This window comes from Paenibacillus sp. FSL L8-0333 (assembly GCF_037965665.1).
GTDB lineage: Bacteria > Bacillota > Bacilli > Paenibacillales > Paenibacillaceae > Paenibacillus_AQ > Paenibacillus_AQ odorifer.
Genome location: NZ_CP150186.1, coordinates 4,489,361 through 4,503,953, shown reverse-complemented (window position 1 = coordinate 4,503,953; position 14,593 = coordinate 4,489,361). Strand labels below are relative to the sequence as shown.

Genomic DNA, 14,593 nt, shown 5'->3' with positions numbered 1-14,593 from the left:
ACAAAATGCTCCAAAGGTAAAGAATGGTAGGTGAGCGCAGACGAGCGCAGACGAGTAGTAGATGAGCGGAAGATGAGTAGTAGATGAGCGATAGTAGAGCAGTAGATGAGCGCGACGAGCGGCAGTAGACTAACAAGGTGACGGACTCAGGAGCCCTTATTTCCTGAAATCTTGCCTAATTGCAGAGTATTCGGACCCCAGCGCCGTTATGGGGATGAAAAGAGGCAGGAACAGGCCTTTTTCAGAAGAATAGCGTCTCTCCTGGACCTCTGTCAAGAAAGTGGACAGTCACGCAACAGACATTCTAGTCAATTGCTCAGCAAAACGAACTGGAGAAAGATACCCCAGCGCGCCATGCATTCGCTTGCGGTTATAATAAAACTCAATATATTGAAAAAGTGTCTGGTAGGCTTGCTCCTTAGTTTTGAATCGTGGATTACAATAAATGAGCTCCTTTTTCAAAATGCTGTGCCACGACTCGATACAGGCGTTATCATAACAGTTACCTCTGCGGCTCATGCTGGACTCCATGCCATACGCTTTCAACTGCTTCGTGTATTCATGAGAAGTATATTGAGAACCTCTATCGGAGTGATGTAATAGACCCTTTTCCGGTTGTTTAGCTTCGTAAGCATCTTGTAAGGCGCCCGAAATTAAGCTAGTTTCCATATGGTCCTCCAAGCGCCACCCCACGATTTCACGCGTGCAAAGGTCCATCACACTAGCCAGGTACAAGCGCCCTCCCCGGCAAGGAATGTACGTAATGTCGGTAACCCATACTGAATTGGGTTTGAGTATTTTAAATTGCTGGTTCAGCGTATTTGGGGCAATCGGATGGTCATGATTGGAGTCGGTGGTCTGTACGCGATACGTTTTGGAGACAATGGAGCGAAGCTTCATATGTCGCATGTACACACTCACCGTGCGTTCGGTAACGGTATAACCTTCTTGATGCAACAGGCGGGTGATCTTCGGACTCCCATACCGCTTTTGATGGTCTGCAAAATGATACTGAATTCGCTTCATTATCGCAGCCTTACGAAGCATATGCGTACTGTTTTTTTCTGTCCGCCACTTGTAGTACCCGCTCCGTGACACATGTAGGGTCATGCACATCTTCTCCAAGAGAAACTCGGAGCGATGTTTTTCAATAAACTGGAATCTCAGTTCCTTGGTTTGCTGAAGATGTGCACTGCTTTTTTTACGATCGCTAATTCCTCTTCCACATCAGCAATCTTGTTATCTTTTTCTTGAAGTTGACGGCTCATTTCTTTCAACTGTGCCTCGAGTTCCCGTACTCGATCCACGCTAGCTGCCGGTTCATTCTTTAGTTCTCGATACTGGCTCATCCATTGATGCAGGGTACTTTTTGGGATGTTGAGCTCTTCCGCCAAGTCGCCCACTGTCTTTGTTTGCTCTTGAATGAACTGCACTGTCTGTTTTTTAAATTCTTCGTTATACCGTTGTCGATGTTCTCCCATGTGAACACACCTCCGTGGACTCATTATCGCCAGTCTGTTAACTACTGTCCACTTTTTATTCTAGCTTCATCCAGTCCGAAAGTTGCTCAAAACGGCTTAAATCGCACAAATAGCGTCATCTGAGTCCGAAAACCACAACCGAGTGTTCAAAAAGTAAAGAACGGCAGATGAGCAGCAGATGAGCAGAGCAGTAGATGAGCGCTGACGAGCGACAGTAGACTAACATGGTGACGGACTCAGGAGCCCTTATTTCCTGAAATCTTGCCAATTTGCCGACTGTTCGGACACCAGCGCTGTTATGGGGATGAAAAGAGGCAGGAACAGGCCTTTTTCAGAGGAATAGAGTCTCTCCAGTCCGAAAACTGCTCAAAACGGCTTAAATCGCACAAATAGCGTCATCTGAGTCCGAAAACCACAACCGAGTGTTCAAAAAGTAAAGAACGGCAGATGAGCAGCAGATGAGCGGCAGATGAGCGATAGTAGATTAACGTCAGAGTAATGAAAGAGTCGAATTAGATAGTGTGAAAGAGTGAAATCAGATCAGTAGGAGCAACAGTAGAGTAGTACGCAGAATAGCCAAGCAAAAGAGCAGCAATCGACTAGCGGAACAATAGACGAGCAATAGTAAACTAACATCAAAGTAGTAACAGTCCAGCAGCAGACTAATCCAGCAGCAGACTAACAGCAGTAAATCACTGTTGACTGACAAATCTAACAACAGTCATCTTTTGAGCTACAATAAGTAAGCATTATCCTAACATCTGCGCTACAACAGATCTAATTTTAAAAACCAGCAAGTCTCCAATCTTGGGAGGCTCGCTGGTTTATGTTTTTAAGGAGCGATGCCGGAGAGCAGTACATCGTTTTGATACAAGGTTACTTTGTTCCAAGTGCTGAAGGAAACTTTGGTTGGGTCGAACGAATAGTCATTTGCTTCATTGAAGTTAGACCAGTCGCTTTTATGCACTCGTAATTGGATTTCTCCTGACTGTCCACCGGCAGGTATGGAGCCCGCGCTAGCGTTGAAAGTAAGCTCAACATAAGAGTCGGCGTTCGTTCCACTAGTGGACCCAAGGGCAACCGATATATTAGAAGCACCGATCTGCGCCCAATCGATCACACCATTGAGGGAGGCGCTTCCATCTTTAGTAAAGTAATAACGAATTTTCAGTCCATTTAGATTGACTGCCGTTGTTCCGTTGTTATAAATGTTGAAGTAAGGTTTGATTGAGTTATCTGTAGCATTGGTATCTGCTGCACGGTAGTAAAGTGCCAGATTACTGGATGGCGAGCCGGTAGGAGTGGCTGTAGGTGTTACTGTTGCTGTTGGCGTTGGTGTTGGCGTTGGTGTTGGTGTTGGCGTTGGTGTTGGCGTTGGTGTTGGCGTTGGTGTTGGCGTAGGTGTAGGTGTAGGTGTAGGTGTAGGTGTAGGTGTAGGTGTAGGAGTTGTGCCACCATCCGGCACAGGTTGGTAACCAGGCGTTGTATAAATTTTATTAAGCACGGAGGTTGCTAAGGTTCCGTTTGCTCCATTAACGACTGTATTTCCCCAGTTGCTGAGTGTTCCTGCTGGACCGCTGGCTAGATCCAGATATTCGACGCCTCCGCCATTACCATACCAGGACCAGGCGAGCCATCCTACCTTTTTTTCCTTAGTGTAGCTCATAATGGTGGCTTCATCGACATCTCCACCCGTGTGCTTGTCACCGAATTCGCCGATAATCACGGGGGCTCCAATGGCCAAGGCACTATCGATATTGCTCTTAACGGTAGCAGCATTACCTCCGGCATATTCGTACATATGAATCGAGAAAATAGTATTTTTTAAGGTATCTGAATTAAATACAGCCTGACCACTAGTGAAAATGGATTGTGGGTATTGACCCCATCCCGCTGCATCTACAACTAAAGTGTTCTTAATGCCCGCATTTCTTAACGCAGGAATTGCCGCTTGGTAACCACTGGCCCATGTTGCAGTGTTCCAAGAACCGTACCATTCATTAGCAATATTCACAATGACACGATCTTCTTTACCAATCAAAGCATCCTTGATGCTGATCCAATAGTTGACTGCAGCGTTAAGATCAGATGTGTTGTCTGAGCCAGTAGCATCATGCACTTCCAGCATGGCAATCAATTTATACTGATCACAAAGCTTAAGAATATTTTGGACATCCGCCAAGGTATCGAGAGACCACTTGCTGCCATTAGAAAGTACAATTCTGACGGTATTGGAGCCAGTGGCTGCAATGGCCGGTATTGCAGTAGCCAGATCGTTTTTGTACCAAGTGTGTGCATGATTAACCCCACGCATTACAAAAGGACTGCCGGTGGCATCATACAAAGTGGTACCGCTTACATAAAAGCCCTTAACAGAAGTGTTTGCTGCCGCTGCCTGCTGTTGAGGTAAAGAAATAGAAAGAGTAAGGATACTAATTAATACTAACAAACTGATTTTCCGGAACGAAAAATGCTTACTGAATTTCATCAACATTTCCTCCTTAATCAAATAGGGTTGCTTCTTAGATTATGCGTATCCTTCAGGTGGTTGCAGTAAATGCACTCAATTACAGGCATGTATCACCTCCTCAGTTATTTTGAATATAACATATAAAGGAATTTTTAGGAATAATAAATAATTTAACGATAACAATAATTTTATGTTTTATTAGAAAATAAGACGAAGTGCTGATCAGGCACTCGTCTTTCATCTAACATTATCATAAAAAAATGATGTTATTTTTAGATTCAGGAAGGAAAATATAATTTTTTTTGACTAATGATTTGGATTTCTCGCGATTTTCTTTCATAATATAAAGGGTAAACTAAATACAAAAGAAGAACCGTTGCCCGAGAGCGATGAGTTCTGTACAGAAGAGGCGATATTATGATTATCATGAAAACGATGGAAGAGATCGAAAAAATGCGTGCGGCGGGAAAAATTCTCGCTGAATGTCATCGTCAAATTGCGCAAATTTTGCAGCCTGGTATTACGACCTGGGAAATTGATGAATTTGCAGAAAAATTTATATTGTCTCAAGGAGCTACTCCTGAGCAAAAAGGATATAATGGGTACCCGTACGCAACCTGTGCATCTGTAAATGATGTAATATGCCACGGATTCCCGAAAAAAGAGCCGCTAAAAGACGGGGATATCGTAACCATTGACATGGTTGTTAACTTAAACGGCTGGTTGGCAGATTCGGCCTGGTCTTACGGCATTGGCAATATTAGTGAACAGGCGACCAAACTTCTAGACACTACTAAGGAATCGTTATTCCGTGGAATCGAGCAGGCGGTTGCAGGCAACCGTATCGGGGATGTTGCGCATGCCATCCAAGTTTATGCAGAGTCTAACGGATTTTCTGTAGTACGTGATTTTATTGGCCACGGGATCGGTTCAGAAATGCATGAAGCTCCGGAAGTGCCTCACTATGGTCCAGCAGGGAGAGGGCCTCGTCTTAAAGAGGGGATGGTATTTACCATTGAGCCCATGCTGAACACAGGCAGTTACAGAACAAAAATTGATGCGGATGGTTGGACTGCGCGTACCATTGACGGCGGATTGTCAGCACAATATGAGCATACTTTAGCGATTACCCCACAAGGAACGATTATCCTGACTGAACTGTAATTTTGATGAAAAATAAAATGACCAGTCTCCGTAATGGAGATTGGTCATTTTTTATTAATCCGTAATGTTGCGAGTGTAATATTCAATGATATCTTTTCTCCTAATAATTCCAACAAATACACCCTCATTATCAATCACAGGAACGAAATTCTGATCCGCAGCGAGCGTCAGCATATCTTCCATTTCTGCATTAATGAGAACACTTTCGTTATGAACATGCTTTTGGATGTCGCTTACTTGAACTTCCCCTATATTGTCAAAGGTTAAGTCTGCTGTGTTTTTTAGCTTCCACAATAGATCACCCTCCGAAAGTGTTCCTACATATTTTCCTTCATTATCAATAATAGGGATAGCCGTGTAATGGTGCTGTTCTAATTGTTCTAAGGCTTCCAGCATGGATAGTGAGTTAGTGATATAGGCAACTTGATCTTTTGGCAACAAAAAAGAGGATATTTCCATCGGCATGAACTCCTTTGTATTATGTTTTTTTGATTAGGCTACTTTTATTTAAACATACTTTTGGAATGGATAGAATTTTAAATTTTCATCCCTTGAATTATAGGTAATAAGTCCTATTGAATAGAGGTCGTATTTTGTCGATTAAAGATATATTATCCTAGAGTGGAGTTGTTCAGATGGCATTGTATCGAAGGCTTTCTTTAACGTTTAAGTTTGTTATGGTGGTAAGTTTAGTAATTATTGTGATCTTTTTCTTTAGTTTAGTCGCAAACCTGGCTAATCTGCGTAGTGTGAGCATATCCAACGGTGAACTTCAGGCAGAGATCGCAGGGAAAAGTTATGCGGAGACCATTCAGAATAGAATGATAGACATTCAGTCGACGGGTGAAGCGCTCGCTGAGGTACTGATTGAATCAAGAGAACGTCAAACCTTGGACCGTGAAGATGTTGTTTCTACAATGAAAACTATGCTGGAGCACAGACCAGAAATTTTTGGGATGAGCATATTATGGGAACCCAATGCTTTTGATCAGAACGATCAGGCTAATATAAATAAGATGCCATATGATGACGGTACGGGGCGTTTTATTCCTTATGTCTTTAGAAATCAAGGTGCAATTAAGGTTGAACCCTTAAAAAATTACGATGTAGAAGGTGCGGGTGATTATTACCTTTTACCTAAAAAAGAGAAAAAACCGGTCTATATTGAACCCTATTCCTATGAGACGACTGGTGGAGCAATAGAGATGATTTCGGTCATGCTGCCGATTTTGGATAAAACGGGTGCATTTCTTGGGACTGTAGGGTTCGATGTTTCGTTAACCCAATTGCAGGAAGAAGCTGTTAACTATAAACCTCTGGGAGGTTATGTTTCTTTAATCACTGGTAATGGCAAATATGCAGCCAATCCAAATGATCCTCAAAGTGTACTCAAAGAGTTCGGTGATACAGAAGATAAAACATTACTGTGGAAGCGTGTGAAGAATGGGGAGGCCACACTGGGATACACGATAAATTCCAAGGGAGAAGACGTGCTGCGGACTTTTGTTCCGATACCAATGCCTGGAAGTGACCAGGTCTGGTACACACAGACAGCGATTTCTAAGGATGTTATCATGGCTGATTATGAACAAGCCAAAACAGAATTTTTTATCATTATGATTATTGGTATTTTGATTTTAGCTGTTATTGTTGGTCTTCAGCTATGGTTGATGGTAGTTAAACCGCTTCGCTTGTTATCTGATAAATTGCAGCTGATGTCTCAGGGTGATTTGACTCAAACCCTGCAGGTTCGAAATGATGATGAATTCGGCAAGATGGCTACACATTTTAATCATATGACCCATAAGCTTCGAGAAATGTTTGGACTTGTTGCTGATTTATCAATGTCTGTGGGAGCTACCTCTGAAGAGCTGACAGCTAACGCTGAGCAGACTGGGAAAGCTGCTGAACAAATTGCTGTGGCAATTGGACGAGTAGCCGAAGGAGCGCAGCTGCAGAGTGATTATGCGGGTGATTCTTCAATGGCGATGAGCGAGCTGAATGTTGGAGTGCAACGGATCGCTGACTCTTCGTCATCGGTGTCTGCGTCTGCAGATGAGGTTACCGATCAGACGAAAAAGGGCAGTGCGCAGCTTCAAATGGCAGTGAACCAAATGTCAGAGTTAAAGCTGTCTGTGGATGAGACGAGTCTGGCAATCGAACGTTTAGGCGAACGATCTGCTCAGATCAGCGGGATTATAGGCCTGATTTCGAACATAAGTAAACAGACCAATCTGTTGGCACTAAATGCGGCTATTGAGGCGTCCAGAGTGGGTGAACATGGCCGAGGTTTTGCTGTAGTGGCCTCAGAAATTCGTATGCTGGCAGATCAGACTAAAAAAGCTGCCGAACAAGTTACTGCTTTGGTTGAAGATGTGGTGCAAGATACTAATCAAGCTTCACAAGCAATGGCTGTCGGCAATGAAAAAGTAATTCTTGGTGTGCAAAGTGTATCTGATAGTGATCTTTTATTTACTTCGATTCTGACAGAGATGACGCAGGTGACTGATCAAATCCAAGAGGTGTCCGCAGCTGCACAGCAGATGACCGCGGGTACGGAGCAAATTTCAGTTACAGTTAAACAATTAGCCGATCTTGCTTCGGAAGCTTCATCTGACTCCCAAAGTGTGGCAGCAGCCTCAGAGGAGCAGCTTGCTTCTATGGAAGAGATCTCAGCTTCGTCGGAGTCACTTAGCTCAATGGTGCAAGATCTGTTGGATAAATTGTCCTATTTTAAAATTTAAATTCCCTTTTCAAATTTTAGAAAAAGGGCTATCCCCTAAGCTATGAAAATGACTGCTGTGTCGAAAGCACATGCTTAGTCACTGGAAAATACGCTTAGTAACCTGCTAAGGGACACAGTGGTCCTTAAACGTAGGATTATCCGATATTTGGAATGTTATCGGACTCCAGTGCAGCTATTGGCCCAAAAAATGCTTAATATGAGCCTCTTTCCAAGGAATAACGTCGCTGGTGTCCGAATTCTAGCTGTAAAGGATAAAAACATGTAAATAACGTCAACTGAGTCCGAAAGCCCCGCAGGATAATGAAAGTGTAGTTGAAGCAGACCGCGAATGACCAAAAAACGCCGAACAGCGATTCTTCGAGAACAGAAGAATCGCTGTTTTGTTGATTTTAAGATTTTGAAAGTGAGGAGGTCAGTCTCCACTCGTAGAATCACTTATGACACAGCTCCTTCTTTCTTCCCATTTTGTTCATAATGCAGAAGAGTATCTATTTGGTGTTAGCTGTGCTATAATCAATCTATCGAAAGTATTTACCTGGCGAATTCACATAGCGTAGAGGGTTATTCTTTAGACGTTAATAACCTTGTACCATATGTGAATTTTTATTTTTTTAGAGATTTTGTAAGAGATTTTTTGAGGATAAGAATAACATGTAAATAAAAATAAGGTGGTAATTATATTATGCAAACAGGAACAGTGAAATGGTTTAACGCAGACAAAGGTTTTGGTTTTATCGAGGTTGAAGGTGGAGAAGATGTATTCGTACATTTCAGCGCAATTACTGGTGACGGATTCAAGTCCCTGGATGAAGGACAACGTGTAGAATTTAACGTAGTTCAAGGCAATCGTGGTCAACAAGCTGAGAATGTTGTAAAACTGTAAGTAGTAAAATGAATCCCCAAACGTATCGTTTGGGGATTTTTTTATAGAAAGGTGGCGGATGTAAATGCAGGTGTTTGAAGACTGGAATTTAAAAGTTAAGAAAACCTTTAACGCTACAAGTAACAAGGAAGTATTGACGGTATCTGAAGCGGGAAGCTTGCTTGGGCTGTCTAAAGATCAAATGAAAAGTTATGTAGATCAGCATAAGTTGACTAAAGTTCCGATCATGAGAAGTGTCGTCAGATATCTTTTACTGAAGAGCGAGATCGATATGATTGTGAAAAAAATCTAAGATCAGCATTAATAAATAGGGTAGACCAATCCTTGATAGGATATGGTCTTTTTTTGTCTCACAAATTTCTTATAAATAGAAACTTATCGACCCGAAGATCGTCTATAATAATGGGATATTTTAGGTAACGGTGTCATCCAGTAAAAAAATATTCTCACAAGCTGGTGGTTATCTATCAAAACATTACGTGATATCTAAGGAGAAAATTATGAAACGACTAGAGTGTAAAGATTATTACAAAGCAATTGAGCCTTTAGAAAATGTGAAAATAAATACGATGTTTGCTGAGTCAGTGGTGAAGCAAGTCATTGCTGGCAGCGTATATGTTGACGATATCGTTAACCCGCGTGCTTTTTACATTGCACACCCTTGTGGAATGTCTTTATTAATTGGAGAGTCGGATAATGAAGAGTTTAAGCGCGACCTTTTTGATTACATAACCAATAAAAATATGATTCGGCATCATCAAGAGTTGCTGCAGGCTGATCCAGCGGGAGGTTGGCCGGAAGTTATCGCTCATTGGAGTGAACAGGAAATGCTCCATAGAAATACAAGGGTCAACTTCAGCTTTAACCGCGAGAGATATCTGAACCAGAAAGCTTCTTATCTTAACCAAGACCTTGAAGTGGTGCGAATGAACAAAGAACGGTTTATGGCGGCAACAGGAGGTGTCAATCCTAAGGATTTTTGGAGGAATGAAGAGCAATTTCTTGCTGAGGGGCTGGGCTTCAATATTCTTGATGCTGGGGAAATTGCCTCTACGGCATTTTCGGGTTTTGTTAATGAGCATCAACTGGAAATTGGCATAGAAACCTCAGAAGCACATCGGGGGAAGGGCTATGCCTACGCTGTCTGTTCAGCCTTAATCGAATACTGTCTAGAACATCAGCTTGAGCCGGTGTGGGCGTGTCGTCTGGATAACGAAGGTTCTTTCAACTTAGCGCATAGATTAGGCTTTGAGACAACCTACATGATTCCCTATTATCGGCTGGTAGAATCCGTCATCAGGAAGGGTTAAGGATCCGAATGAAAAATAAACAGATTACCCATTCAGCTTCTTCTTTTTCTTTAAGTAGAATTGAGAAAAAGAAGGTGAAGAAGAAAACTAAGACCAGCAGGAAAAAAAAGATCTGGCTATTTATGCTTGCTATCGTACTTATTGCTGGGCTAGGATCTTATGTTTTTCGTAAAGAACTGCTGATTTTCGGATTTAATAATGTTGTGGCTCCAACTATTGAACACACGCTTGATGGGTCATACGTTCCTTTAAAAAATAATGAAAATGCTGAAGCTCCTGGATTCCAACCCACGACGGATAATAAGGATCGTCCATTTTCTATCCTCCTATTGGGTACTGATCAGCGGGGAAAAGAGAACGGGCTTTCTGATTCGATTATATATACTGTGATTCGGCCAGTTGATCATAAAGTATTGTTCGTGTCGATCCCTCGTGATTCCTATGCAGAAATTATCGGAGCGGAAAATGTTAAAGGAGCTAGGAAAGAAACCAAGATTAATGCAGCACATTCCTATGGCGGTCCTCAGATGAGTGTAGACACCGTTAAAAATTTATTAAACGCGCCTATCGAATATTACGCTACTATTAATTTCAACGGTCTTGTGGGCGTTACAGATGCTCTAGGGGGTGTTGAACTTCCGATTACCAAGGTGATTGAGAACAAGAGTCCGGATCATGAGAAATTAAGAATTGAACCGAACAAACCGATTTATTCTGGCGCTGAAGCATTAATGTATGTAAGATACCGTGAGGATTCTGATTTTAAACGAACGGAGCGGCAGCGGATCTTTTTGAAATCTGCGCTTGAACGGATGAAGAGAGTAGATAATATCCTTAATATACAGAAAATCATCGAAATAGCAGGCAGTAATTTCCAAACCAATATGAAGTCAGACTTTATTCTTGATTTGGCGAAAAGAGTAATTCTCGAGGGGGGTACTCCTGAGATTACAAGCCATATGTTGCAGGGTGAAGGCAGACGGAAGGATCAATGGTATTATATGCTTGACGAAAATGATGTGAAGCGTACCCATGAGTTGATTGAGATTTGGCTGAATCCTGACTCTACCGATATGGATCTGGCCGCAGCTTCTGCGGATGACGCAGCATAGATGTTGTGACTGAATTATTTTATTTTTCATGTGGAGGTTGATCTCTCTGGCTGCAAAAACAAATGAGCAAATGTTACTCGAATTTAAGTCCCTCATCCCGTTCGTAGAATCTTTAGAGGAAGTATCAGACAAACATTGGAATCAGCCTATTGCAGCTGGTAAATGGACTGTAAAGGATATCATCTGTCATCTCATGTTATGGGATAAATATTTTTATGAAGGTGCGATTAAGAAAATAATTCTCCGGGAACCGATCACAACTAAGCATTTGGATTTAACGAGTTTAATGCTAACGCTGTAGAATATGCTAAATTATTATCTGAACAAACATTAATTGAACAATTTGTACGTTATAGAACTAAAATCATAGATGCAGCTGCAGGGTTAACGGAAGATGAATTCAATCAGGAATATAAGGACGGAGATCGCAAAAAATTCAGCGTTCGCAAGTATTTGAGAAGTTTTATCCCACATGATAAGCATCATAAAAAACAGATTGAGCAGTTCTTGAAACCTTAAACCTTGGCGCGATTTTGAACTAACTTCATGGATTGGCGTATGAGGATAGGACCAAACATGCTTCCGGCAGAGGCGGCAATTAAAGAATGGAAGGGAAATTTTATAGCAAAATAAAAGACCCATCCAGCAACAATATCAATAAGGATGAACTTCTTGATCTCGGATAATGGAATGGTCACGAAGACAATGGATTGTTTGTTTCTCACAGCAATGACCTCCTAATTTTAAGAAAACATCTTATAAATCCACTGTTCATTCTATTTTGGAACTAAGATGTCCCATTCCGTCTAAATCTACAATCGAATCGTAAAAAAAAGGAAGTATGCCTTGCGGATCTTTTTCGCAAAGTGTACTTCCTTTTTTGTATGTGAGGATATTATCTGACTAATATTTGGCAGGGTATGGAAAGTCACAGAAGATATATTCAATCACTAGTACAATGTAAGCGTTGTCTTTTGTGAAAATATATCCTAAAGGAGCTAAGCTATGAGAGTGAAGAGACTATCTTTTAACCAGCTTGTGTTTATCTGTTTAGGTTTTCAATACTTGTTAATGCGTTTGTTCTCTGCCGGCGAGGCGATCGTTATCACATCGATAGAGCTAGTAATATATATTGTTTATACTGTCGCCACCCTTGCCGGATTGTTTCTCCGGAGCAGACGAATTGATAGTGAAGCTGTATCTGGGTTGTCGTCGTTATTTTTCAGCGTGTTATGGACGGTGTCTTTGTTCTCACAATTTCGGAAAGAAAGTTATCCAAATGCTTTAACAATCATTAATTCGCTGGGGGTGTCTTCAGCGGTAATCGTGATGCTCACACAATTTATTATTTTGGCCAAGGCTTAGGCTTTAGCTGAAAAAAAAGGCGGGTGCCCCAGCAGCCATTTCATGGCTTATGCGGCACTCGTTTGTTTTTTTTCATCCCCAGAAATGAAAGCTCACCCTGTTCATTCCGTTTAAATTCAAATTCACTGTCATGCTTGGTATGATGGAATCTTGTTTCTGAGATAGGATAGAACGGTGTAACCTCTTCATCATTCCAGACAAAATAATAGTCCTGGCCCCTACGCTCTACGCTCGCTTTGCAGCCAAATCCCTCATAGGTCCCCATATATTCAGCATACATGCTATCATCAAGTGGGAAGGCTTGCGGGAATATCGGCATCTCGGCAGGCTCACCGAATACTAATCCAGATAGAGATTCCGTTAACTTGGTAATGGGGACACAATCATAATTGGTCAACATGATGACGGTCGTCTGCTCTTCTGGATATCTGTGCATTTCACTTCGGAAGCCGCGATAAGCGCCGCCGTGATACATTCTTTTGCGATCATAACGTTCGTCCAAAAACCAACCAAAACGATATTTGAGATTACTTGAATGAAAAGCCATCTCCAAAGTATCGTGGGATACTAATTGATCGGAGTATAACGCTTGATCCCACAGGAAAAGATCAGCAGCCGTCGAATACATAGCACCCGCTGATAGGATAGAGCTCATATTTATGTATTCACCCTGAGTATACTCACCCCATGAGGAATGATAAGGTGAGGCTAATTTTGAAATGATTTGCTGATTGTTATAAACTCCTGTATTTACCATGCCAAGAGGCTGTAATATAAAAGTAGTGATATAATCTTCAAATGTCATGCCTGTAATCTTCTCAATAATCATTCCTAATAAATAATAACCTGAATTATTATAGGAAAACGATGTGCCAGGCATAAATGCAGGCGGTTGACTCACAAATAGCTGTAACATCTCCAGTGGAGTCAGCTTCAGCTTATTTAATTTTTGATTATATTCGGGTAGAGAAGTGTAGTTGGCTATACCCGAGGTATGTCCCAGCAGATGAAGAACGGTAATCCCCTCGAATGCATGCTGTTCAGGAAGATACTTAAGGATCGGATCTTCCAGTCGCAGACGTTTTTGTTCTTTTAGCATCAGAATTGCCATGCCAGTGAATGACTTGGTTAATGACCAGATCCGGAATTTGGTATCTATAGTGTTCGGAACCTGATGTTCAAGATTCGCATATCCGTATGCTTTTTGTAGCTTGATTTCTCCATGCTGAGCTATTAAGACTGTGCCGCTCAGTGGCCAGCTTTGTTCGTATTTTTCTAAATATTGCTCCAGACGCTGGGATTGTTTATCCACAGGTAACCCCTCCTTAAAGGCATATTCTAACATAATACTAAATTCTGTTGAAGCGGAGAGAAATCCATGAGATATGATTGTTTAATTATTGATGATGAAACTGAACTTGCGGAGAGCACCTGCGAATATTTTAATTTGTTTGATGTTCAAACCGCGTTTGTTACAAGCGCTGCTGCCTGTCGGAGCTTTTTGCGTGAGCATCAGGTCTCAATGTTACTGCTTGATATTAATTTAGGCGGTGAATCCGGCTTCCAGTTATGCAAAGAGCTGCGTCAGACGATGGGGATTCCTATCTTGTTTATTAGTGCCCGCTCCAGTGAAGATGATGTATTGATTGCTCTTGATATCGGAGGAGATGACTATATTCATAAGCCGTATACCCTGAGAGTGCTGCTCGCAAAAGTGAAGGCGGTGCTTAAACGCCACAATAACGAAGTTATAGCTGAGGCAGCGGTCCTTCAAGCCGGCTCTATCCAGATAGACCCTGAACTTAGGAGGGCAAGCCTTAATGGCGTAGCTCTCAAGCTGAAAACGATGGAATATAAACTGCTCAGCTATTTGATTCAGCATAAAAATAGGGTAATCCCCAAAGAGGAGTTATTTACAGAGGTATGGGGAGATGTTTTTGCGGGGGATGGCACCTTAAATGTACATATTCGCCATCTACGCGAGAAGATTGAGCAGAATCCTAATGATCCTCAGTACATCCGTACAGTATGGGGCATCGGTTATGCTTTTGAGGACAAATAG

14 protein-coding genes are annotated in these 14,593 nt (G+C 41.9%); 8 read left to right on the top strand and 6 right to left on the bottom strand.

Annotation, left to right across the window (positions count from 1 at the left end; all coding sequences use genetic code 11):
- Positions 1-288: 288 nt before the first annotated feature.
- From NYE72_RS20190 to NYE72_RS20180, 3 genes are all read right to left on the bottom strand, one after another.
- Positions 289-1,152, bottom strand: a complete 864-nt coding sequence (locus NYE72_RS20190) for an IS3 family transposase (protein WP_256720322.1) — start codon at positions 1,150-1,152, stop codon at positions 289-291.
- An 11-nt stretch (positions 1,153-1,163) separates the two neighbouring features.
- Entirely contained in the window at positions 1,164-1,481 is a 318-nt protein-coding gene (locus NYE72_RS20185) for a transposase (protein WP_036683594.1), read from the bottom strand.
- Positions 1,482-2,313: 832 nt separating this feature from the next.
- Positions 2,314-3,969, bottom strand: a complete 1,656-nt coding sequence (locus NYE72_RS20180) for a cellulase family glycosylhydrolase (protein ID WP_339210340.1) — start codon at positions 3,967-3,969, stop codon at positions 2,314-2,316.
- Positions 3,970-4,368: 399 nt separating this feature from the next.
- Between NYE72_RS20180 and map the strand changes: the two genes are divergently transcribed.
- On the top strand, positions 4,369-5,115 hold the full coding sequence (gene map / locus NYE72_RS20175) for a type I methionyl aminopeptidase (RefSeq protein WP_036685786.1): 747 nt from the start codon (positions 4,369-4,371) through the stop codon (positions 5,113-5,115).
- Between the two features lie 54 nt (positions 5,116-5,169).
- Here the strand turns inward: map and NYE72_RS20170 are convergent, their stop codons facing one another.
- Positions 5,170-5,574, bottom strand: a complete 405-nt coding sequence (locus NYE72_RS20170; protein ID WP_036685788.1) for a CBS domain-containing protein — start codon at positions 5,572-5,574, stop codon at positions 5,170-5,172.
- A 176-nt stretch (positions 5,575-5,750) separates the two neighbouring features.
- Between NYE72_RS20170 and NYE72_RS20165 the strand changes: the two genes are divergently transcribed.
- From NYE72_RS20165 to NYE72_RS20145, 5 genes are all read left to right on the top strand, one after another.
- On the top strand, positions 5,751-7,859 hold the full coding sequence (locus NYE72_RS20165) for a methyl-accepting chemotaxis protein (protein ID WP_052097158.1): 2,109 nt from the start codon (positions 5,751-5,753) through the stop codon (positions 7,857-7,859).
- Between the two features lie 684 nt (positions 7,860-8,543).
- Positions 8,544-8,744: a cold-shock protein gene (locus NYE72_RS20160; protein WP_036685790.1), complete on the top strand. Its 201-nt coding sequence runs from the start codon at positions 8,544-8,546 to the stop codon at positions 8,742-8,744.
- 64 nt (positions 8,745-8,808) lie between these two features.
- Positions 8,809-9,036 carry a hypothetical protein gene (locus NYE72_RS20155; RefSeq protein ID WP_036685795.1) on the top strand — a complete coding sequence of 76 codons (228 nt, stop codon included), beginning with the start codon at positions 8,809-8,811 and terminating at the stop codon, positions 9,034-9,036.
- A 208-nt stretch (positions 9,037-9,244) separates the two neighbouring features.
- Positions 9,245-10,054, top strand: a complete 810-nt coding sequence (locus tag NYE72_RS20150) for a GNAT family N-acetyltransferase (RefSeq protein WP_038572355.1) — start codon at positions 9,245-9,247, stop codon at positions 10,052-10,054.
- A gap of 8 nt (positions 10,055-10,062) precedes the next feature.
- On the top strand, positions 10,063-11,166 hold the full coding sequence (locus tag NYE72_RS20145; protein ID WP_051491411.1) for an LCP family protein: 1,104 nt from the start codon (positions 10,063-10,065) through the stop codon (positions 11,164-11,166).
- Positions 11,167-11,681: 515 nt separating this feature from the next.
- On the opposite strand, the gene NYE72_RS20140 is transcribed toward NYE72_RS20145, so the two are convergent.
- Positions 11,682-11,891, bottom strand: a complete 210-nt coding sequence (locus NYE72_RS20140) for a hypothetical protein (protein ID WP_036685800.1) — start codon at positions 11,889-11,891, stop codon at positions 11,682-11,684.
- A 280-nt stretch (positions 11,892-12,171) separates the two neighbouring features.
- Between NYE72_RS20140 and NYE72_RS20135 the strand changes: the two genes are divergently transcribed.
- Complete coding sequence (locus NYE72_RS20135) at positions 12,172-12,531, top strand: hypothetical protein (protein WP_036685802.1); 360 nt, start codon at positions 12,172-12,174, stop codon at positions 12,529-12,531.
- Positions 12,532-12,571: 40 nt separating this feature from the next.
- Here NYE72_RS20135 and NYE72_RS20130 read toward each other — a convergent pair whose 3' ends face one another.
- Positions 12,572-13,843 (bottom strand): serine hydrolase domain-containing protein, encoded by a 1,272-nt coding sequence (locus tag NYE72_RS20130; RefSeq protein ID WP_051491413.1) that lies wholly within the window; start codon positions 13,841-13,843, stop codon positions 12,572-12,574.
- Between the two features lie 66 nt (positions 13,844-13,909).
- Between NYE72_RS20130 and NYE72_RS20125 the strand changes: the two genes are divergently transcribed.
- Positions 13,910-14,593, top strand: coding sequence for a response regulator transcription factor (locus tag NYE72_RS20125; RefSeq protein ID WP_038572354.1), 684 nt, complete (start codon positions 13,910-13,912; stop codon positions 14,591-14,593).